The following is an 18975-nucleotide window of genomic DNA, read 5'->3' on the forward strand; positions in this document are numbered from 1 at the left end:
GTTTAGAACAGCTCGTTCTTCGCAGCCTTCTCCAGCAGCAACGCCGGCGGTAGGAAGCGCTCGCCATACTGCTCAGCCAGGTACTGGGCACGGGCGACGAAGTCCTTCACCCCGTACTGGTTAATAAACTGCAACGCCCCACCGGTCCAGGCCGCAAAACCGATGCCGAAGATCGAACCTATGTTGGCGTCAGCAACCGACTTGAGCACACCCTCTTCCACGCAGCGCACGGTTTCGATGGCCTGGATAAACAGAATGCGATCACGTACGTCGATCTGCGAGATCTGCGCATCGCGCTTCTCAAAGCGCGCCTTGAGTTCCGGCCACAGGTGCTTCTTGCCACCCGCCGGGTAATCGTAGAAGCCCGCACCCGCTGCTTTGCCCGGACGTTTGTATTCATTGAGCATCATGTCGATCACGGCAAATGCCGGGTGCTCGGGAATCTGCTTGCCTTCGGCTGCGAGGTCCTTGATGGTCTGCTGACGGATATGGTTCATCAGGCTCATCGACACTTCGTCGCTGATCGCCAGCGGGCCAACCGGCATCCCGGCTTTGCGCGCTTCGTTCTCGATCATCGCCGCGCTCACGCCCTCGCCCAATATGGCCAAGCCTTCGTTGGTGAAGGTGCCAAACACCCGCGAGGTGAAGAAGCCACGGCTGTCGTTGACCACGATCGGGGTCTTCTTGATCTGCATGACGTAGTCGAAGCCGCGCGCCAGGGTTTCGTCGCTGGTGTGCTCGCCCTTGATGATTTCCACCAGCGGCATTTTGTCCACCGGGCTGAAGAAATGCAGGCCGATAAACTTATCCTGCTTCTGCACCGCCGTGGCCAAGCCGGTAATCGGCAGGGTTGAGGTGTTGGAGGCGATCACCGCGTCAGCCAGCGCCGCGCGCTCAGCAGCTGCGGTGACGTTGGCCTTGAGGTCACGATCCTCAAACACGGCTTCGATGATCAGGTCGCAGCCTTCAAAGTCAGCGTCACTGACCGTGGGTTTGATCCGCGCCAGAATGCCATCGCGCTTCTCAGCGCTCATCTGGCCACGGCCAACTTTCTTCTCCAGCAGCTTGGCCGAGTAGTCCTTGCCCTTCTCAGCGGCCTCGATGGAGATGTCCTTGAGCACTACGTCGATACCGGCGACCGCGGACACATAGGCAATACCGGCGCCCATCATGCCTGCTCCGAGCACACCGACCTTCTTGGTCACATAGGGCTCGAAGCCTTGCGGACGGGAGCCGCCGGCGTTGATTTCATTGAGCTGGAACCAGAAGGTGCCAATCATGTTCTTCGCCACCTGGCCGGTGGTCAGCTCGGTGAAGTAGCGTGCTTCAATGATTTGCGCGGTGTCGAAGTCAACCTGCGCGCCCTCAACGGCGGCGCACATGATCTTCTCCGGCGCCGGGAAGCAGCCCTTGGTTTTGTCACGCAGCACGCTCGGGGCGATTGCCAGCATTTGCGCCACATTCGGGCTGGACGGCGTGCCGCCGGGAATCTTGTAGCCTTTCACGTCCCACGGCTGCACAGCGGTCGGGTTGGCGGCAATAAAGGCGCGTGCCTTGGCTAGCAAGTCATCGCTATCGCTGGCCAGTTCATGGATCAGGCCGGCCTTGAGCGCCGCATCGGGACGCACTTTCTTGCCTTCGGCCAGGTACGGCAGGGCTTTTTCCAGGCCGAGGATGCGCACCATGCGCACCACCCCGCCGCCGCCCGGCAGCAGCCCGAGGGTCACTTCCGGCAAACCGAGCTGGATGCTGGAGTTGTTCAGGGCGATACGGTGGTGGCAGGCCAGGGCAATTTCCCAGCCGCCGCCCAGGGCCGCGCCATTGATCGCAGCAACCACCGGCTTGCCGAGGCACTCCAGGCGGCGCAGTTGGCCCTTGATATTGAGGATCATCTGGTAGAAGGCCGGCGCATCGACCTTGGTGACCTTAATCAGTTCATTCAGGTCACCGCCAGCGAAGAAGGTCTTCTTCGCCGAAGTGAGGATGACCCCGGCAATGGAATCCTTCTCGGCCTCCAGGCGGTCAACAATCTTGCCCATGGCTTCGCGGTACACCGCGTTCATGGTGTTGGCGCTCTGGCCAGGCATGTCCATGGTCAGAACGACGATATTGTCCTGGCCTTTTTCGTAACGGATGGCGTCAGTCATTTTTCTTATCTCCGCCTCAAACTCGTTCAATGATGGTGGCGATGCCCATGCCACCACCTACGCACAGGGTGGCCAGGCCGTAGCGCAGCTTGCGCTTCTCCAGCTCGTCGATCAGGGTGCCGAGAATGGCGCAGCCGGTTGCACCCAGCGGGTGGCCCATGGCAATGGAGCCGCCGTTGACATTGACCTTGTCCTCGCTGACGCCCATGTCCTTCATAAACTTCATCACCACCGAGGCAAACGCCTCGTTGACCTCAAACAGGTCGATGTCGTTGACGTTCAACCCGGCCTTGGCCAGCGCCTTGCGCGTGGCCGGCGCCGGGCCGGTGAGCATGATGGTCGGGTCGGTGCTGGTCACGGCAGTGGCGACGATGCGCGCACGCGGCTTCAAGCCCAGTTCTTTGCCTTTGGCCTCGGAGCCGATCAACATCAGGGCAGAGCCATCGACGATGCCGGAACTGTTGCCCGGGGTGTGCACGTGGTTGATCTGCTCAACATGGCTGTAGACGCGCAGCGCGGTGCTGTCGAAGCCCATCTGGCCCATCATCTCGAAGCTTGGCTTGAGCTTGCCCAGGCCTTCGAGGGTGGATTCGCCACGGATAAATTCGTCGTGGTCGAGCAGCACGATGCCGTTCTGATCGGCCACCGGAATCAGCGATTTACTGAATGAGCCGTCTTTGCTGGCGCGGGCGGCTTTTTGCTGCGAGCGCAGGGCAAAGCTGTCGACGTCGGTGCGGCTAAAACCTTCAAGGGTGGCGATCAGATCGGCGCCAATACCCTGCGGAGTGAAGTGGGTGTGCATATTGGTCGCCGGGTCCATCACCCAAGCGCCGCCATCGGAGCCCATGGGAATGCGCGACATCGACTCGACGCCGCCAACCACCACCAGGTCCTCAAAACCGGAACGCACCTTCATCGCACCGAGGTTCACCGCTTCCAGGCCCGAGGCGCAGAAACGGTTGAGTTGCACGCCCGACACGCTGACATCCCAATCAGCGACCATAGCCGCAGTCTTGGCGATGTCCGCGCCCTGATCACCCACCGGCGTTACGCAGCCGAGCACGATGTCATCGACCTGGCTGGTGTCCAGGTTATTGCGCGCTTGCAGCGCCTTGAGCAGGCCGGCGATCAGGTCGACAGGCTTGACGCTGTAAAGCGCGCCGTCCTTCTTGCCCTTGCCGCGGGGCGTGCGCACGGCATCGAAAATATATGCTTCGGTCATGGCGTCCTCAGACCTCCAATGGAGGGTGGCTGATGGCGCAGGTGAGGCCCGCGCCTGTTTTTGTTGAGTGGGACTACCATACGCCGAGCCGAAGTAGTCTCAATGACCGAAGTGCTCAGGCCTATTGACCGCTCAGCTCAGACAAACGGTCAATCACTGGACGAAGGCCCACAAGCGCGTCTAGCTCAAGGGGCGCTTGCCTGTTGCAGGCCGCGCGTCATAACCGCTGGCAACTAGCCCACGCATCTTAGTAATCAAGGCGTCTATAGCCAGGTGCTGCACGCCCCTACAGTTGAACCAAGCCACCGGCAAATAGAGCGCAGGTCGGCTGTAGTAGGCGTCGTCGCCGGGTTTTGCCGGGACGGCTTGAATGATCAACACGAGGCGTGGCGTCGCATCCGCACATTACGCAGGACAGCGACGACCACCCGCAAAAAACAACAAGGCCAACCGCCATGTTCAATCCAGTGAAAATGCGTCAGGCAGGCATGATCGTGTTTGCCACCACCGTCATTCTGATTCTTCCCAACCTGACCCGTTTGGTCAGCTAACCCCCTGATTTCCTGCCCTGCCTGCCACCGTGGAGTGAGCCGGCAGCGGCAGCGCTAACTCAACAAACACGTGCAAAGCAGCGCCTGTGCTAGGGTGATTTCAATCAACCCAAGGAGCACACCATGCGCACCCTATTTGCCACCCTCGGCCTGCTGGTCAGCCTGCCTCTGCTGGCCGGCGAAGCCGAACTCAGCGCCGCCGTTGTCGCCCTGCAATCACCGGAAAGCGTGCTGATCGATGTCCGCACCGCCGAAGAATTCGCCGCTGGCGCACTGCCCGGTGCAGAGCAGATCGAACACGAACAGATCGCCAGCCGCATCAGCGCTCTTGCCCCGGACAAGGACACCCCCATCGTGCTGTATTGCCGCAGCGGCCGCCGCTCCAGCATCGCCGAAGAAAGCCTGCGCGCCATGGGCTACAGCAACCTGATCAACGCGGGCGGCTATGACGAACTGAAACTTGCCCTGGAGTCGCAGGATTGAATAAACGCGCTCTCGGTATCGTCCTGTTCGCCCTCCTACCCTTCAGCCACCTGCATGCCGCTGAACTGACCCTGGAACTGGGCAACGGCAGCCAGCGCCTGAGCAGCGCGCAACTGCTCGCCCACCCGCAGGCGCAAAGCATCGAGATCAGTGACGACGTCAGCTACAAACGCAGCATGCGCTACCGCGCCGTGCCGCTGGCCGCGCTGCTGGAAGGCGTGCAGCCGGGTGATCACCTGCAACTGGTGGCCAGCGACGGCTTTGCCGCCGAACTCTCCGCTGCCCCCGCGCTAAGCCAAACCGGCAGCCAGGCCTGGCTGGCCATCGAAGACCCGGCGCAACCCTGGCCGGCCCTCGGCAACGGCAAACCCAGCGCCGGGCCGTTCTACCTGGTCTGGCAAAACCCCGCCGCCAGCCAGATCGGCCCGGAACAATGGCCCTTCCAGCTCGCCACCATCCGCAAACTGGCCCCGGTGGCGCAGCGCTTTCCGCAACTACTGCCAGCGGCCTACGCTAGCCCGGCGGTGCAGGCCGGCTTTGCCCAGTACCAGAAAAACTGCATGGCCTGTCATCACCTGAATGGCGCAGGCGACTCACAATTCGGCCCCGACCTGAATATTCCGCACAACCCGACCGAGTATTTCAGCGGCGACTTTCTAACCCGCTATATCCGCGATCCACAAAGCTTACGGCGCTGGCCGCAGGGCAAGATGCCGGGATTTTCGGTTGAAGTGTTGAGTGACAAGGAATTGGGGGAGTTGGTTGAGTATTTGCGGCACATGGCGGGGCGCAAAGTGCAGCCTTTGTAGGTGCTGGCTAGCCCGCTAACCAATGTGAATACAAGAACATCGCGGCCAATAACTAGGCGTTCCCACCGCTGCTACAGGTTTCGCAGAGCCCGCCAGTTCGTAGGATGGGTCGGGCCGCGCAGGTTGAGCAACGTGATACTCATCAAATCGTCTGGGTGGCAGGCATCTGCTTTGGCTTTTAGTCAATCCGCACAAAACGTGCAGACGACGCCAAACGCCCCTTCAGGAGGGTGAACAGAATCGTTGTGGAAGGGGTTGAGCGACATGGATGTCGCGAGAGCCGCGATGGGCCAGGGATGGCCCTTCGCGGCGGGCCCCTAGAGCAATGATTCTGTTCACGAACCCTGCCGCAGGCAGGGCCGGATGTCGGGGCTAGACCTTTTGGTTCCTTTTGGGGCAATTGCCAAAAGGGACTCGCCCGTAAGGGGCGAAACCAAAACTAGAGCCGACCGCCAAAACTAAACTGCACAGCGACCGCTAAAAGCGCCAGCAGGCGCAACCGTGACCACCGCTTGGTGGGTTACATGGCGCTCAAGCACCGAGCTGAACCATCAATCTCGGATCAGCGCCACTAACCCACCCTACGAAGCAGGCTTCATTTAATACCGGCGTCCTACGCCATTGAAAAACCCTCTCCCCAACCCTCTCCCGCAAGCGGGCAGAGGGACTTTAAGCGCCTACTGCTGTTGCACTCGCACCAGCGGTGCAACCTCAACCTGCGCATGCATCTGTTCGATGCCGCCACCCCGGCGCATACCACGCACCGGGCAGGCGTCGAGATAATCCAGGCCCACGGCCAACTTCAAATGCCGTTCCGGCTTGGCCAGGCAGTTGGTCACGTCAAAGCTGTACCAGGCGTCGTCCAGCCAGGCTTCGGCCCAGGCGTGGCTGGCCAGATGGTCTTCGCTGTCGGTAAACAAATAGCCCGAGACATAGCGCGCCGGAACGCCCAGGCTGCGCGCGCAGGCGAGGAAGGCGTGAGCGTGATCCTGGCAAACGCCCTTGCCGCCGGCGAAGGCCTCACTGGCGCTGGTTTCCACGGCAGTGCTGCCCGGCTGGTAGCGGATATGCGCATTCAACGCATGCATCAGGTCGATAAGACCGCTGCGGTCCGGGCGGCTGCGGCTCTGCAGTTTGGCGAATTCGCGCAGGGCTTCGTCGGCTTCAGTCAGGCGGGTAAAGCGCAGAAACGGCAAGGCCGACTGGCTTTCGTGTTCGGCTTCGCGCGCTTCGTCGATCTCCACCTGGCCACGGGCGCCGATGACGATGGATTCGTGCGGTTCATCCATGGTCAGCACATGCAGGATATTGCCGTAGGGGTCGAGCTGCGCACGCACCGGGCGCGGCAGGGTCAACTCCCAGCTGAGCACCTGCTGGCGCTCGCTGTCGTGCGGGGTCATGCGCAGGTACTGGATGCTGGTGCGCACCTGGTCTTCATAGTGATAGGTAGTGTCGTGGCTGATTGACAGTCTCATGCGACCTCCAGGTAGGAGCTTTGGATGGCTTGGCCTAGCTGGCGAACCAGCAGGATGAAATCGGTGAGCCAGGCGTGCAGGCCCTCGTCGAGTACTTCTTCGATGCTGGTGTAGCGCAGTCGTGCTTCTAGTTCGGCGGCCAGGCGCTGGGCCGGGCGGCCGTTGTCGCCGGGCAGGCTGGCGAGCATCAGGCTGAGTTCGTCCATGCAGGCGCGCAGCGAGCGCGGTACATCGGCACGTAGCAGCAGCAGTTCGGAGACTTTGCGCGTACCCGGTGAGCCGCGGTAGATCTCGGCAAAGGCCTCGAATGATGACAAAGCACGGAGCAGCGCAGTCCACTGGTAGTAGCTGCGTGCGGGGCGCCCGTCGACTTCGTCGATATCCTCGCCGAGCATTTCATAGCGCGCATCGAGCAGACGCAGGGTGTTGTCAGCGCGCTCGATAAAGGTGCCCAGACGGATAAAGCGGTACGGGTCGCCGCGCATGATGGTGCCGAAGGTGGCGCCACGGAACAGGTGCGAGCGCTCCTTGACCCATTCGCAGAAACGGCTGATGCCGTAGCGACTCAGGCCTTGCTGCGCGATGCCATGGATTTCCAGCCAAGTGGCGTTGATGTTTTCCCACATGTCAGCAGTGATCCGCCCGCGCACGGCGTGGGCGTTGCTGCGCGCGGCCTGCAGGCAGCAGTAGATGCTCGCCGGGTTGGTCGCATCGAGGGCGAAGAAGTGCAGCATGCGTTCGGCGTGCAGCGGGCCGTGACGCTCGAGGTAATCATCCAGGGTGCCGGTAATCAGCAGCGGCAAAGCCAGTTCTTCCAAACCATCGCCGCGCCCGTCCTGCGGCATCAGCGACAGCGAATAGCTGACTTCAAGCATGCGCGCGAGGTTTTCCGCGCGCTCCAGGTAGCGCGACATCCAGTACAGATCAGAGGCAGTTCTTGAAAGCATGGTTAGTCCTCCACCACCCAGGTGTCTTTGGTGCCGCCACCCTGGGACGAGTTGACCACCAGCGAGCCTTCGCGCAGCGCGACGCGGGTAAGGCCGCCGGGGACGATGCGGGTTTCCTTGCCGGACAGGACAAACGGCCGCAGGTCGATATGGCGTGGCGCGATGCCGCGCTCAACAAAGGTCGGGCAGGTCGACAGGCACAGGGTCGGCTGAGCGATATAGGCCTCGGGGCGAGCAATCAGGCGGGCGCGGAAGTCTTCGATCTCGGCTTTGGTGGCTGCCGGACCGACCAGCATGCCGTAGCCGCCGGAGCCTTGGGTTTCCTTGACCACCAGGTGTTCCAGGTTGGCCAGCACGTGAGACAGCTCGGCCGGTTTGCGGCACTGGAAGGTCGGCACGTTCTTCAGGATCGGCTCTTCACTGAGGTAGAAGCGGATCATGTCGTCGACATAGGGGTAGATCGATTTGTCGTCCGCCACCCCGGTGCCGATGGCATTGGCCAGCACCACATTGCCGCTGCGGTAGCAGGCCAGCAGGCCAGGCACGCCGAGCATGGAGTCCGGGTTAAAGGCCAGCGGGTCGAGGAAGGCGTCGTCGAGGCGGCGGTAGACCACGTCCACCTGCTTTGCTCCGGACGTGGTGCGCATAAACAGTTTGTCGTCGCGCACAAACAGGTCGGCGCCTTCGACCAGCTCTACACCCATTTCCCGGGAGAGGAAGGCGTGCTCGAAATAAGCGCTGTTGAAGCGACCCGGCGTCAGCACCACCACATTGGGGTTATCCAGCGGACTGGAGGATTTGAGCGTGTCGAGCAGCAGGTTCGGGTAGTGATCGATCGGCGCCACGCGCTGGGCGGCGAACAGCTCGGGGAACAGACGCATCATCATCTTGCGGTCTTCGAGCATGTAGCTGACGCCGCTCGGGGTGCGCAGGTTGTCTTCCAGCACGTAGTAGCTGCCGTCGCCATCGCGCACCAGGTCGACCCCGGCGATATGGGCGTAGAGGTCGCGGTGCAGGTTGAGGCCCTGCATGGCGATCTGGTAACCCTCGTTGGCCAGCACCTGCTCGGCGGGCACGATGCCGGCCTTGATGATGCGCTGGTCGTGGTAGAGGTCGGCGAGGAACATGTTCAGCGCCTGCACGCGCTGGATACAGCCGCGTTCGACGATGCGCCATTCGCTGGCAGGGATGCTACGCGGGATGATGTCGAACGGGATCAGCCGCTCGGTGCCCTGGTCGTCGCCGTACAAGGTGAAGGTGATACCGGCGCGGTGGAACAGCAAGTCGGCTTCCCGGCGGCGCTGGGCCAGCAGTTCATCCGGCGTATCCGCTAACCAGCGGGCAAACGCTTGGTAGTGCGGGCGGACAGCGCCACTCGCGTCGTACATCTCGTCATAAAAGGTGCGGACCATGCCGTACTCCTTGTCACCCGGACATGGAGACAGCTTTGCAAGGCTCGCGCCATACAATAAAAATGTTTTAAATCAGTAACTTGAGTATTTACGACACAAGCAACGCACCAAGCCAGGGCGCAATCGTGACCGCCGAGTTGCAGGGCGCGCCATTTTAAGGCGGCCAGTCCGTAGGGTGGATAACGCTCTTTTTATCAACCGCACGGCAACCACTGGTGGATGGGAAAGCGTCATCCACCCTAGCCGAGCATCAGAACCCGGCCAATTGCAGCCAGTGGCGATAGAAGCCTTCTGCTACGCGGTTCAGTTCGGCAACTTTGGCGGGCAGTTGGTCGAGCATCTGCGCCCTGCTCTGCTGGCTGGGCTGGCTTTCATCCAGCAGGTGGTGCCAGTCGCCGAGCCACTGGCGCACCAGGGCTTCGTCCATTTCCGGGTGGCCTTGCAGGGCCAAGACTTTATCGCCCCAGGCAAACGCCTGGTTACTGCACCAGGGGCTGCTGAGCAAAGGCTGTGCGCCCTCGGGAATAGCAAAGCTGTCGCCATGCCACTGGAAGATCGGGAACTGCTCAGGCACATGCTGTAACCAGGGGCTGGGCGCCGCCTGGTCAAGACGGGTCAGCGGCTGCCAGCCACTTTCGGTGTAAGGCATGCGGCTGATGTCCGCGCCTAGCGCCTTGGCCAACAGCTGGCCGCCCAGACAGTGGCCGATCAACGGAATATTGCGGCGGATAAAGTGCTGCAGCGCGGCGACCTCGGTGGCCAGCCAGGGCAGCTGATCATTGACGCTCATTGGTCCGCCCATGATGGCCACGGCCTTGGGTCGGTCCAGATCAATGCCGTCCAGCTCACCGAGGTCAGCACGTAACACGGTATAGGGGTGGCCAGCCTGCTCAAGCACCTTGCCCAGGTGGGCCGGCGGGCAGTAATCAATATGGGTAAGAATCAGGATGTCAGTCATGCGCCAAGTCTGAAGCAAAGCACGGGCTGGGGTCGAGGGGCGATTGGCTGGGCGCGCGCAGGCGAGGTAGAAATGAAACGGGCCAGCTTATGGCCGGCCCGTGTTTGGATTGCAGAACCTGTTTACGATCTCGCGAGCTAGAGCCTGTTTTTAACGCAGCAGGGCCGACGCGCAGCAGACCGTAGACAGGTTCTCAGGGCTGCCTTACCTCCTGGGTAACACCCCACCCATCCAGTTTGCCGCCAAGCGGCGCCACGACTGACTCCAGGTCATGCTCGAAGTCGTCGATGCCGTGGTATGTCGCGAACATTACTTTACTGACTTGCAGGTGCCAGACACCGTCATCACGCTCGGTCACCAGGGCGTGTAAAGACTCACCTCGAAATTTGCGGGTGGCCATGCGGGCCCGCTCTTCATCAGGGAAAAGGGCGTAGAACTCGATGGGATGGAAGCTGGCAAAGTCGAAGCCACCCTCCTTCATCCGCCGTAAAACCCCGTTACTGACATCATCGTGCAAGGCTGTGCTCATGAAGTGACCTCCTCAGGCGATGGACAAATTTACAGGACGCTAAAGAACCAACTAGGTGTCGATACTGCAGTGCTACGACCTGGTAAACGCTTTCCCATTGCTACCGCCAGAGCCTCAGCGGTGTTGCGGCACCGATTGCAGTGCCGCCCGAGAATCAAGCGATGTGCTGCTTGATATGTCATAAGCCAGACCTGAAACCAGGGCTGGTCAACGCAGGCTTGTTCAGAGCGAACAAGTCAGAAGCGTTAGTTGCAGACTAGTCCCATCAACGCGCATTTGCCCAGCGAAAGTTGTTTCAGCCATACAGCCAATCCATCAGTCGCGACTAAGCCAGGCCATGATGCGCCGGGTCAGCCAGGCGGGCGTCAGCTGGCCGGACCAGTACAGCAGCTTGAATTGTCGGCTGATAGGCCGGTGTACTGCACGACTATGGCTTTGCGCCAAAGCGGCCTGAGCCACGGCTTCAGCCTCAAGATTGACGCCCAGACGGCGCAATACCGGGGCCTGGAAGCGTTGGTTGTTAAGCATCGGCGTGCTGACAAACGGCGGCATCAGGTCGCCGACGCGGATGCCGTGCTTGGCCCACTCGAGGTCCAGCGCCTCGGTCAGCCCGCGCACGGCGAACTTGGAGGCCGAATAGCTGGCCAGATGCGGCACGCCATATAGCCCGGAGGCCGAGCCCATATTGATCACCTGGGCGTCGGGCGTGGCTTTCAGATAAGGAAAGGCCGCGTGGGTCATATTTAGCAGCCCCTGCACGTTGATCTGCAGAATGCGCGCATGCTCGCTCAATTCGATGTCCTCGAAGTGCCCGCACCGCAGAATCCCCGCGCTGTTGAACAGCAGGCGCAACTGACCGCCATGCAGGGCGCAGAAGTCCGCCAGGGCGACCTTGACTGCCGCCGGGTCGGCCACATCCAGCTCGGCATGCCAGACGTTACCCAACTCACCGGCCAACTGAGTCAGCGCCTGGTGGTTGACATCCAGCAGCCCAACCTGCCAGCCGTGTTGATGAAACAACCTCGCGGTGGCGGCGCCGATCCCTGACGCGGCGCCGGTAATCAGAATATTGTTCACTCAGCAGCCCCGCTCGCGCAGAAAGCTCACCACTTCGGCAAGGGCAAAATCAGCGGCCTTGAGCATGCCCGCGTGGGCCTGGAACACGTGCCACAGGTTCGGATAACGCTGCAGGCGCACATCCACACCCGCCGCCTGGGCCTTGTCGGCAAAGCGCAGGCTGTCGTTACGCAAAATCTCGTCTTCACCGACCTGAATCAATACAGGGGCCAGGCCATGCAGATCAGCAAACTGCGGCGACAAGCCAGGGTCGTCGTGGGCCAAACCCGCCGGGCAATACAGCGCCAGCGCCTGCTCCACCCATTTGCGGTGGATGAGCGGGTCACCGGCTGGCGGCTCGTGCAGCTGCGTACCGGTAAAGTCAGTGACCGGAGAGAAGCACACCAACGCTGCCGGTTGCGGCAGATCCAGATCACGCAAACGCAAACTGGTAATCAGCGCCAAGTTGCCACCGGCCGAATCGCCGCCAATCACGATCTGCTCGGGCGTATACCCCAGCGTCAACAGCTCCTGAAACGCGGCCAACGCATCCTCGCGAGCTGCCGGATATTGATGCTCAGGTGCCAGGCGGTAATCCAGCGCGCACACATCCATCTGTCCGCGTTTGGCCAGGGTCGAGCAGATCGTGCGGTGGGTGTTCGGCCCGCCAATCAGATAAGCCCCGCCATGCAGGTACAGCAGCACCGTGCCGCGACCACTCTGTGGTTTATGCCACTCACAGGATCGCCCGCCCAAGGTGCCGGCGCTACGGGTAACGCCACTCGGCGCCGGGCTGGCTGCTGTCAGCAGGCGCAACACCGCGCGCTGCCCGGCAATCGGCATCGGTGGGCGCACCAGGCTACGAAACAGCAGACGCAGGCCGGTACGCAGCACGCTGCGCAGCAACGCTTGGTCAGCTGCGGGTGCGGTGAATTCAACGGGTGCATTCATAGTCATCGGGCTCCGGTGCGCGGGTCTGCAGGCGATAGGTAAAGGTATAGCCCGGCCAGTTATTGGTGCTTTTGCCGGAGGCGGTTTTGTACCAGCTTGAGCAGCCCTGCTCCCATATCGTTCGATGTGAGCTGGCCTGAATCTGTTGGTTGTAGCGCTGCTGTACTGCGGCTTTTACGTCGACATAGCGGGCGCCTTGCTGGCGCAGCAAATCGATGCAGCCGAGCACATAACGGAACTGACTTTCGAGCATATAAATGATCGAGTTATGCCCCAGGTTGGTATTCGGCCCGTAAAGAATAAACAGATTGGGAAAACCGCTGACGCTGATGCCCTTGTAGGCTTCGGCGCCGTCGCGCCAGGCCTGGTTCAGCTCCTGCCCGTCGAGCCCGCGAATTTGCATCGGCGCGAGAAAATCCGTGGCAGCAAATCCGGTGCCGTAGATCAGTACATCGCACGGGTGCTCGCGGCCATCGGCGGTGATGATGGCGCGCTCGCCGACGCGGCTGATCGCCTCGCTGATAACCGTCACATTGGGCTTCGCCAGGGCCGGGAAGTAGTCATTGCTGATCAGGATGCGCTTGCAGCCCATGGGGTAATTCGGCTGCAGCTGGGTGCGCAGCAGCGGATCACTGATGTGCTGATTAAGGTGGCGTTCGAAGCTGAAGCGAAACAGCTTCATCAGCCACGGCATGCTGATAAACGCCAGGCCGCGCACTTCATGTTGCAGGTACTTGAGGCCGCGGTCGATGCGTTGCAGCCAGGGCAGCCGGCGCATTACCGCTAGCTCCCACGGCCGATAGGCACGATCCGGCTTGGCTAGCACATAGGCCGGCGAGCGCTGAAACAGCTGCAGTTGCGCGACCTTGGACTGGATTTGCGGAACAAACTGGATCGCCGAGGCGCCGGTGCCGATCACCGCCACGCGCTTGCCGGTCAGGTCCAGGTCATGCCGCCAGCGCGCCGAGTGAAAGGCCTCCCCGGCGAACTGCTCAATTCCAGGCAACGCTGGATAGGCCGGCTGGTTGAGCTGACCGCAGGCGCTGATCAGTACCTCGGCGCAGAGTTCTTCGCCAGTGCTCAGGGTTACCCGCCACAGCGCTGCGGCCGCATCGAAAGCGGCAGACGCCACCTCAGCATTGCAACGAATACGCGGCCGCAGCTGGTACTTGGCCACGCAGTGCAGCATGTAGCCATGGATTTCCGCCTGGGGCGCGAACTTGCGGCTCCAGTCGGTTTTCGGCTCGAAGGAAAACGAATACAGGTGCGACGGCACATCGCAGGCCGCCCCCGGGTAGCTGTTGTCACGCCAGGTGCCGCCGACTTCTGCGGCCTTTTCCAGGATCAGAAAATCTTCGATCCCGGCTTTCTGTAACTGGATGGCCATGCCCAGGCCGCCAAAGCCGCTGCCGATAATCAGCACGCGCAACGGGGCCTGGTTCTGGGAAGTGTTGTGCATTGTTATATCCCCAACCGCAAACAGTGCGGATACCAAGATGCTACTTGCCCGGCACGTGAGAGGTTATGGCATAGTCGGCCAATCAGTTGTGACTTTCGGACAAATCCGCGGATAACTGCATGTCGGCCATTCCTTACAGCCTGCCACGGCGCAGCATCACCAGTGTGCAACTGCTGACCCAGCTGGGCCTCGACCATGGTTTGAGTGTCGAACACTGCCTGCGCGACACCGGACTCAGCCCCCTGCAACTGGCCGAGCTGCACAGTGAAATCGAAGGTGCGCAGGAGCTGCAGCTGATCCGCAACTTGATCGAGGCCCTGCCTGGTCGGGATGACCTCGGCCTGCAAGCCGGTTTGCGCTATCAACTGACCACCTATGGCATCTGGGGTTACGCCCTGCTCAGCAGTCAGAGCTTCCGCCAGGCTGCCGACCTCGGACTGCGCTACCTGGATCTGACCTTTGCCTTTAACCGCATCAGCTTGCGTGAAGACGCCGACCAGGCGCATCTGCAGCTGGACGGCAGCCATTTGCCGGATCAGGTGCGCGACTTTCTCCTGCTGCGCGACACCGTGGCAGTGATGGTGATTCAGCGCGAACTGACCGGCAACCGCATGCCACTGGATCGCGTACAACTGAGCATGCCGGCGCCGGCTGACACTGCACGCTTTATCGAGCAATTCGGCCTGCTGCCGGAGTTTGCCTGCGCAGAGAACCGCATCAGCTTTTCCCGTCACCTGCTTGATCTGCCACTGCCCCGCGCCAATCCGCACAGCGCTCAGCTCTGCGAGCAGCAATGCCAGGCCCTGCTGGCCAAACGTCAGGTGCGCAGCGGCCTGGCCGGACAAATTCGTGATCGCCTGCTGAGCACACCGGGACGGCTGGCGGACATGGAAGTCATCGCCTGCGAACTGAACATCAGCAGCCGTACCCTGCGTCGCCGCCTGGAAGAGCAAGGCAGCAGCTTTCGCCAGTTACAGGAAGAAGTGCGTCAGGCCCTGGCCGAGGAATTGCTGGCCATCGCCAGCCTGAGCCAGGAGGAGATTGCCGAACGCCTGGGCTACAGCGAGGTGTCGAATTTCCTGCATGCCTTCAAACGCTGGAAAGGCCTCACGCCTGGGCAGTACCGCCAAGGATTGGTGTGAAAGAGCGACTGACAAGTCGTCGGCGCAGATGGCACTTTGCTATTTCATCCGCCAAATTGGCACTTTCCACCCTCAAGCTGGCGACCATTTGCGCCGATACTGCTGAACAACCTACAGACTGGAGTTTTCATGCGACAGGGTTTCCTTGGGCAGTTCCTGCCACATGATTTGACCGACCAGGCCAGCATCCTGTTGGCCCGCACCCTCGCCTTCAGTGCCCTGTGCAGCGTGGTCATTGGCCTGTACAGCTGCATCAAGTGGGGCCGCCTGGGCAACGATGCATTGATGTATGGCTCGTTGCTGCTGGTGCTCGGCATGCCACTGATGTTGCTGGTACTGCGCAGCGCCATGCTGCCGCTGGCTGTGCCAGCCAATATGGCGCTGGCCAGCATGGCCAGTTACTCGATGCTGCTGATCTACCAGCTGGGCGGCCTGCATTCGGCGCATATCTACTGGCCGGCGGTGATTATCGTATTCGCCTACCTGCTGGCCGGCACCCGCAGCGCCATGGTCTGGAGCCTGGTTCAGGTGCTGTTCGTGTTCTGGCTGATCCGCCTGGAACGCAGTGGCGCCAGCCTGCCGGTGTTCGAACTGAGCCCACGGGATGCTGCCGTCAACACCTACTCGGGTTACATCCTGCCCGTACTGACCGTCTGGTTGGCGCAGTGGTACAGCGCGCAACTGCGTAATCAGGCCCTGGCCGATGCCGAACAGGCTCTCAATGAATCCCGCGAGTTCGGTCAGCGCGCCGCGCGTAATCAGGATCAACTCGGTGGCATCGTCGATGACGTGCGCAGCACCGCCAGCGACTTGCTACAGATGGCCGGCAAGCTGCAACAGACCCTCGGTGGTATCCGCCAGCGCTGCCAGAGCATCGATACCGATGTGCAACAGCAGGCCGATGCCATGCACCAGCTGGATCTGGCGCTGCATGAAGTGCTCGACAGCCTCGCCGCTAGCACCGGCCATATGCAGCAGCTCAGCAAGGACACCCAGCACAGTAGCAGCCAGGTGAATGTCTGCGCGCAGCGCATGGCAGATGCCCAAGCCAGCATGCAGGCCATTCAGCAGAGCAACCAGCGCATCGCCGAATCCATGCAGATGATCAGCGCCATCGCCCAGCAAACCAACCTGCTGGCGCTTAACGCCGCCATCGAAGCGGCGCGGGCTGGCGAGCATGGCCGCGGCTTTGCGGTGGTGGCCGATGAAGTACGTAACCTCTCACAGCGCAGCAATGAAACCGCCGACACCGTACAGAACGTACTGGGCCAGTCGCAGCAGATCATCGACACCGGGGCGATGCAGGTCAGTGAAGTAGGCAGCGCGCTGAGCAGCAACGCCGGGCTGACTGACAACCTCTCCAGCTCGATCCTGCAACACAGCCAGGCACTTACCCAGGCGCACCAGCAACTGTTGCACGTGCGCGACAACAGCGCCGCGCAACGCGATGCCAGCCAGCGCCAGCGTGCCGCCAGCGCCGAACTGCTGGATGCCCAGGAGTCGCTGGTGCACCTGGGCCAACAGCTGGAGCAGCTGTCGCATCAGTTGCATCAGCGCGTGGCCAGCGCTTAGCTAGCACGCACCCTCTCCCAAGCCTGGGAGAGGGTAAACGCCAGTTTGAAAGTCAGTTCTGCGCTGACAGCCAGCCGAACGGCGGTTATTGTTCGGCCATGAGCCAATCACCCCACACTCTGCTTCTGAGCTATCAACCGCCCTGGCAGTGGCAACAATTCCACGCGCACTTTGCCCTCCGTGCCCTGGCTGGGGTGGAAAGCTTGCAAGCGCACAGTTACGCGCGCAGCGTGCACCTGGATGGCCAACGTGGTTGGTTCCGCGTGCAACCCCTGGCTGATCAGCACGCGCTGCAGCTGCACTACAGCGAATCGCTGCAGACCTGTCTGGCGACGCTTACTGCGCGGGTGCGCAAAATGTTTGATCTGGACTGCCAGCCGCAGCAGATCAGCGCGCACTTTGCTAACGATACGCAGCTCGGCCCGCTAGTGGCGCGTAATCCCGGTTTGCGTTTGCCGACTGCTTTCGAGCCCTTCGAGCAGGCCGTGCGCGCCATTGTGGGTCAGCAGGTTACGGTCAAGGCGGCAGTGACCATCACCGGTCGCCTGGTTACGCGTCTGTGTGAATCACTGCAGTTTGCCGATGCGACCGATATTCAACGGCTGTTCCCCGCAGCCGCAGCCATTGCTGAAGCCAATCTGGACGGCATCGGCATGCCCGGCAAACGCGTGCAGACCTTGCAGCACTTCGCTGCGCAGGTAGCCAGCGGTGCTCTGCGTCTGGATTTGCAAGACGGTTACACGGCCTTTGTCGAGCAGCTGTGCGCCCTGCCCGGCATCGGCCCGTGGACGGCGGAATACATTGCCCTGCGCGCCTTTGGCGAGGTCGATGCATTTCCCGCCAGCGACCTGGGCCTGCTCAAGGCGCCGGTGTGGGGGCCAGAAGGCATCGACGCTAAACAGCTCAAGACCCGCGCCGAAGCCTGGCGACCTTGGCGCGCTTATGCCGCGGCACACCTGTGGCACAACTACTCGGAGGGTTGAAGCGATGTTCTACCGCTACCACGACAGCCCAATCGGTCGCCTGCTATTGGCCGCTGACGAAACCGGCCTGCAACAACTGCTGATGGATATCGATGACAAGCCCTGGCATATCGGCGAACACTGGCGCAGCGCCGCCGATGAACTGGATGAAGTGTGCCGACAGCTGGATGAGTATTTCACCGGGCGTAGACAGCGCTTCGATCTGCCACTCGCGCCGCAGGGCACGGCATTTCAGCAAGCCGTTTGGCAGGCGCTGCAGACCATACCGTTTGGCCAAACCAGCAGCTACAGCGCCCTCGCCGCCGAGATCGCGCGGCCCAAGGCGGTGCGTGCCGTCGGCGCAGCCAATGGCGCAAACCCAATTGCCATCATCATTCCCTGTCACCGAGTAATCGGTCGTGACGGCAGCCTCACCGGTTATGCCGGCGGTCTGCCGCGCAAGGCGCTGCTGCTCAAATTGGAAGGGGCGCAGCTGCCGGAACAGCGCTTGCTGAGCATTTAGCCTAGGGTTGAACCCGCGCCAGCACGCGCGCCGGAGCCCCTAGCGGCAACGCCAGAATCAGACCCTCGCCAGACGCAGGGTAGATGCCAGTCAGCGCAGTGATATTGACCTGATGGGAGACCAGCACCAACGACGCACCACGCGGTTGTGCATTGATCTGTTCGATCAGCGCGGCGGTTTGCTCACGGGCGGTGTTGGGTGTTTGAAAGAATGAATCCAAGACAGGCAGCGCTTCGACTGCGCCCAAGCCCATTTCGCGGGCCGTATCCTGAGCGCGGCACCAGCGGCTGCTGAGCAGACGCGGCTCGATCCACTGACTACGCAACAACTGTCCCCAGCGCTGCGCCTGCTCACGGCCAACTTGATTGAGGTTGCGCTGGGTGCGGCAATCATTCAGCTGGAAATTCGCCGGATCACCCGTACCGGGCGCTGTGGCATGGCGCAACAGCAGCACAGCGCGACCTTCACGCAGCGCAGCCCAGGCGTGCTTATCGCTGGCCTGAACCGCGCCACTCAACAGGCAAAGCGCCAACCACCAAACGCCGGCCCGCCGCATGACTAGAACTTGACCGTACCGCGAGGCCCCAACAGCGCCCAGATGATCAGACCGATCACCGGCAACAGTACGATTAGCAAGATCCACAACACCTTGATGCCCGTTTCGGCGTTGCTTTTGATGACGCTGAGAATCGCCCAGATATCCAGCGCCAGAATGACCAGACCCAGTAAACCGTTGAACATTGAACCCATATGGTGTTGCTCCTATGCGAAGGGATC

The 18975-nt window shown here is 61.5% G+C and carries 18 protein-coding genes; 6 read left to right on the forward strand and 12 right to left on the reverse strand.

From position 1 onward, the window contains the following. Positions 1 to 2 precede the first annotated feature (2 nt). A complete protein-coding gene (locus tag HBN63_RS07115; RefSeq protein WP_170048916.1) occupies positions 3 to 2147 on the reverse strand; it encodes a 3-hydroxyacyl-CoA dehydrogenase NAD-binding domain-containing protein in 2145 nt (714 codons plus the stop codon). A gap of 16 nt (positions 2148 to 2163) precedes the next feature. After that, a complete protein-coding gene (locus HBN63_RS07120; protein ID WP_170048917.1) occupies positions 2164 to 3369 on the reverse strand; it encodes an acetyl-CoA C-acetyltransferase in 1206 nt (401 codons plus the stop codon). Between the two features lie 674 nt (positions 3370 to 4043). Between HBN63_RS07120 and HBN63_RS07125 the strand changes: the two genes are divergently transcribed. Both HBN63_RS07125 and HBN63_RS07130 read left to right on the forward strand, forming a co-directional pair. Further along, positions 4044 to 4403 carry a rhodanese-like domain-containing protein gene (locus HBN63_RS07125; RefSeq protein ID WP_170048918.1) on the forward strand — a complete coding sequence of 120 codons (360 nt, stop codon included), beginning with the start codon at positions 4044 to 4046 and terminating at the stop codon, positions 4401 to 4403. Beyond that, entirely contained in the window at positions 4400 to 5212 is an 813-nt protein-coding gene (locus HBN63_RS07130; protein WP_170048919.1) for a cytochrome c, read from the forward strand. Before HBN63_RS07125 ends, HBN63_RS07130 begins: the two co-directional genes overlap by 4 nt. Positions 5213 to 5889: 677 nt before the next feature. Here HBN63_RS07130 and HBN63_RS07135 read toward each other — a convergent pair. The 8 genes from HBN63_RS07135 to HBN63_RS07170 form a co-directional block, all read right to left on the reverse strand. Beyond that, the gene (locus HBN63_RS07135) at positions 5890 to 6687 is read right to left on the reverse strand and encodes a transglutaminase family protein (protein ID WP_167140970.1); all 798 of its coding nucleotides are present in this window, start codon (positions 6685 to 6687) and stop codon (positions 5890 to 5892) included. Then, the gene (locus HBN63_RS07140; RefSeq protein WP_160084806.1) at positions 6684 to 7634 is read right to left on the reverse strand and encodes an alpha-E domain-containing protein; all 951 of its coding nucleotides are present in this window, start codon (positions 7632 to 7634) and stop codon (positions 6684 to 6686) included. The genes HBN63_RS07135 and HBN63_RS07140 overlap by 4 nt, the downstream gene beginning before the upstream one ends. 2 nt (positions 7635 to 7636) lie before the next feature. Beyond that, positions 7637 to 9046, reverse strand: a complete 1410-nt coding sequence (locus HBN63_RS07145) for a circularly permuted type 2 ATP-grasp protein (protein ID WP_170048920.1) — start codon at positions 9044 to 9046, stop codon at positions 7637 to 7639. Positions 9047 to 9296: 250 nt separating this feature from the next. Further along, positions 9297 to 10004: a type 1 glutamine amidotransferase gene (locus tag HBN63_RS07150; protein WP_170048921.1), complete on the reverse strand. Its 708-nt coding sequence runs from the start codon at positions 10002 to 10004 to the stop codon at positions 9297 to 9299. A 193-nt stretch (positions 10005 to 10197) separates the two neighbouring features. Next, positions 10198 to 10533, reverse strand: coding sequence for a ribonuclease E inhibitor RraB (locus HBN63_RS07155; RefSeq protein WP_108490342.1), 336 nt, complete (start codon positions 10531 to 10533; stop codon positions 10198 to 10200). A gap of 315 nt (positions 10534 to 10848) precedes the next feature. Beyond that, entirely contained in the window at positions 10849 to 11610 is a 762-nt protein-coding gene (locus tag HBN63_RS07160; RefSeq protein ID WP_170048922.1) for an SDR family oxidoreductase, read from the reverse strand. Further along, positions 11611 to 12540, reverse strand: coding sequence for an alpha/beta hydrolase (locus tag HBN63_RS07165; protein WP_170048923.1), 930 nt, complete (start codon positions 12538 to 12540; stop codon positions 11611 to 11613). After that, entirely contained in the window at positions 12524 to 13999 is a 1476-nt protein-coding gene (locus HBN63_RS07170) for an NAD(P)/FAD-dependent oxidoreductase (protein WP_170048924.1), read from the reverse strand. Before HBN63_RS07170 ends, HBN63_RS07165 begins: the two co-directional genes overlap by 17 nt. A gap of 119 nt (positions 14000 to 14118) precedes the next feature. Between HBN63_RS07170 and HBN63_RS07175 the strand changes: the two genes are divergently transcribed. The 4 genes from HBN63_RS07175 to HBN63_RS07190 all read left to right on the forward strand — a co-directional run bounded on the left by HBN63_RS07175 (position 14119) and on the right by HBN63_RS07190 (position 18198). Continuing rightward, on the forward strand, positions 14119 to 15141 hold the full coding sequence (locus HBN63_RS07175; protein ID WP_170048925.1) for an AraC family transcriptional regulator: 1023 nt from the start codon (positions 14119 to 14121) through the stop codon (positions 15139 to 15141). Between the two features lie 129 nt (positions 15142 to 15270). Next, positions 15271 to 16713: a methyl-accepting chemotaxis protein gene (locus tag HBN63_RS07180; protein WP_170048926.1), complete on the forward strand. Its 1443-nt coding sequence runs from the start codon at positions 15271 to 15273 to the stop codon at positions 16711 to 16713. Between the two features lie 98 nt (positions 16714 to 16811). Then, complete coding sequence (locus HBN63_RS07185; protein ID WP_170048927.1) at positions 16812 to 17696, forward strand: DNA-3-methyladenine glycosylase; 885 nt, start codon at positions 16812 to 16814, stop codon at positions 17694 to 17696. A gap of 4 nt (positions 17697 to 17700) precedes the next feature. Beyond that, a complete protein-coding gene (locus HBN63_RS07190) occupies positions 17701 to 18198 on the forward strand; it encodes a methylated-DNA--[protein]-cysteine S-methyltransferase (protein WP_170048928.1) in 498 nt (165 codons plus the stop codon). 1 nt (position 18199) lies between these two features. Here HBN63_RS07190 and HBN63_RS07195 read toward each other — a convergent pair whose 3' ends face one another. Continuing rightward, complete coding sequence (locus HBN63_RS07195; protein WP_170048929.1) at positions 18200 to 18754, reverse strand: histidine phosphatase family protein; 555 nt, start codon at positions 18752 to 18754, stop codon at positions 18200 to 18202. 2 nt (positions 18755 to 18756) lie between these two features. Further along, positions 18757 to 18948, reverse strand: a complete 192-nt coding sequence (locus tag HBN63_RS07200) for a PLDc N-terminal domain-containing protein (RefSeq protein ID WP_090247827.1) — start codon at positions 18946 to 18948, stop codon at positions 18757 to 18759. Between the last annotated feature and the right edge of the window lie 27 nt (positions 18949 to 18975).

It is taken from the genome of Pseudomonas sp. WS 5011, assembly GCF_012985775.1.
GTDB classification, from domain to species: Bacteria; Pseudomonadota; Gammaproteobacteria; order Pseudomonadales; family Pseudomonadaceae; genus Aquipseudomonas; species Aquipseudomonas peli.

Bases quoted from the DNA above. Each gene is read 5' to 3' on its own strand.
- HBN63_RS07115 (WP_170048916.1), bottom strand. From the start codon at position 2,147: ATGACTGACGCCATCCGTTACGAAAAAGGCCAGGACAATATCGTCGTT.
- HBN63_RS07120 (WP_170048917.1), bottom strand. From the start codon at position 3,369: ATGACCGAAGCATATATTTTCGATGCCGTGCGCACGCCCCGCGGCAAG.
- HBN63_RS07125 (WP_170048918.1), top strand. From the start codon at position 4,044: ATGCGCACCCTATTTGCCACCCTCGGCCTGCTGGTCAGCCTGCCTCTG.
- HBN63_RS07135 (WP_167140970.1), bottom strand. From the start codon at position 6,687: ATGAGACTGTCAATCAGCCACGACACTACCTATCACTATGAAGACCAG.
- HBN63_RS07140 (WP_160084806.1), bottom strand. From the start codon at position 7,634: ATGCTTTCAAGAACTGCCTCTGATCTGTACTGGATGTCGCGCTACCTG.
- HBN63_RS07145 (WP_170048920.1), bottom strand. From the start codon at position 9,046: ATGGTCCGCACCTTTTATGACGAGATGTACGACGCGAGTGGCGCTGTC.
- HBN63_RS07150 (WP_170048921.1), bottom strand. From the start codon at position 10,004: ATGACTGACATCCTGATTCTTACCCATATTGATTACTGCCCGCCGGCC.
- HBN63_RS07155 (WP_108490342.1), bottom strand. From the start codon at position 10,533: ATGAGCACAGCCTTGCACGATGATGTCAGTAACGGGGTTTTACGGCGG.
- HBN63_RS07165 (WP_170048923.1), bottom strand. From the start codon at position 12,540: ATGAATGCACCCGTTGAATTCACCGCACCCGCAGCTGACCAAGCGTTG.
- HBN63_RS07170 (WP_170048924.1), bottom strand. From the start codon at position 13,999: ATGCACAACACTTCCCAGAACCAGGCCCCGTTGCGCGTGCTGATTATC.
- HBN63_RS07175 (WP_170048925.1), top strand. From the start codon at position 14,119: ATGTCGGCCATTCCTTACAGCCTGCCACGGCGCAGCATCACCAGTGTG.
- HBN63_RS07180 (WP_170048926.1), top strand. From the start codon at position 15,271: ATGCGACAGGGTTTCCTTGGGCAGTTCCTGCCACATGATTTGACCGAC.
- HBN63_RS07185 (WP_170048927.1), top strand. From the start codon at position 16,812: ATGAGCCAATCACCCCACACTCTGCTTCTGAGCTATCAACCGCCCTGG.
- HBN63_RS07190 (WP_170048928.1), top strand. From the start codon at position 17,701: ATGTTCTACCGCTACCACGACAGCCCAATCGGTCGCCTGCTATTGGCC.
- HBN63_RS07195 (WP_170048929.1), bottom strand. From the start codon at position 18,754: ATGCGGCGGGCCGGCGTTTGGTGGTTGGCGCTTTGCCTGTTGAGTGGC.
- HBN63_RS07200 (WP_090247827.1), bottom strand. From the start codon at position 18,948: ATGGGTTCAATGTTCAACGGTTTACTGGGTCTGGTCATTCTGGCGCTG.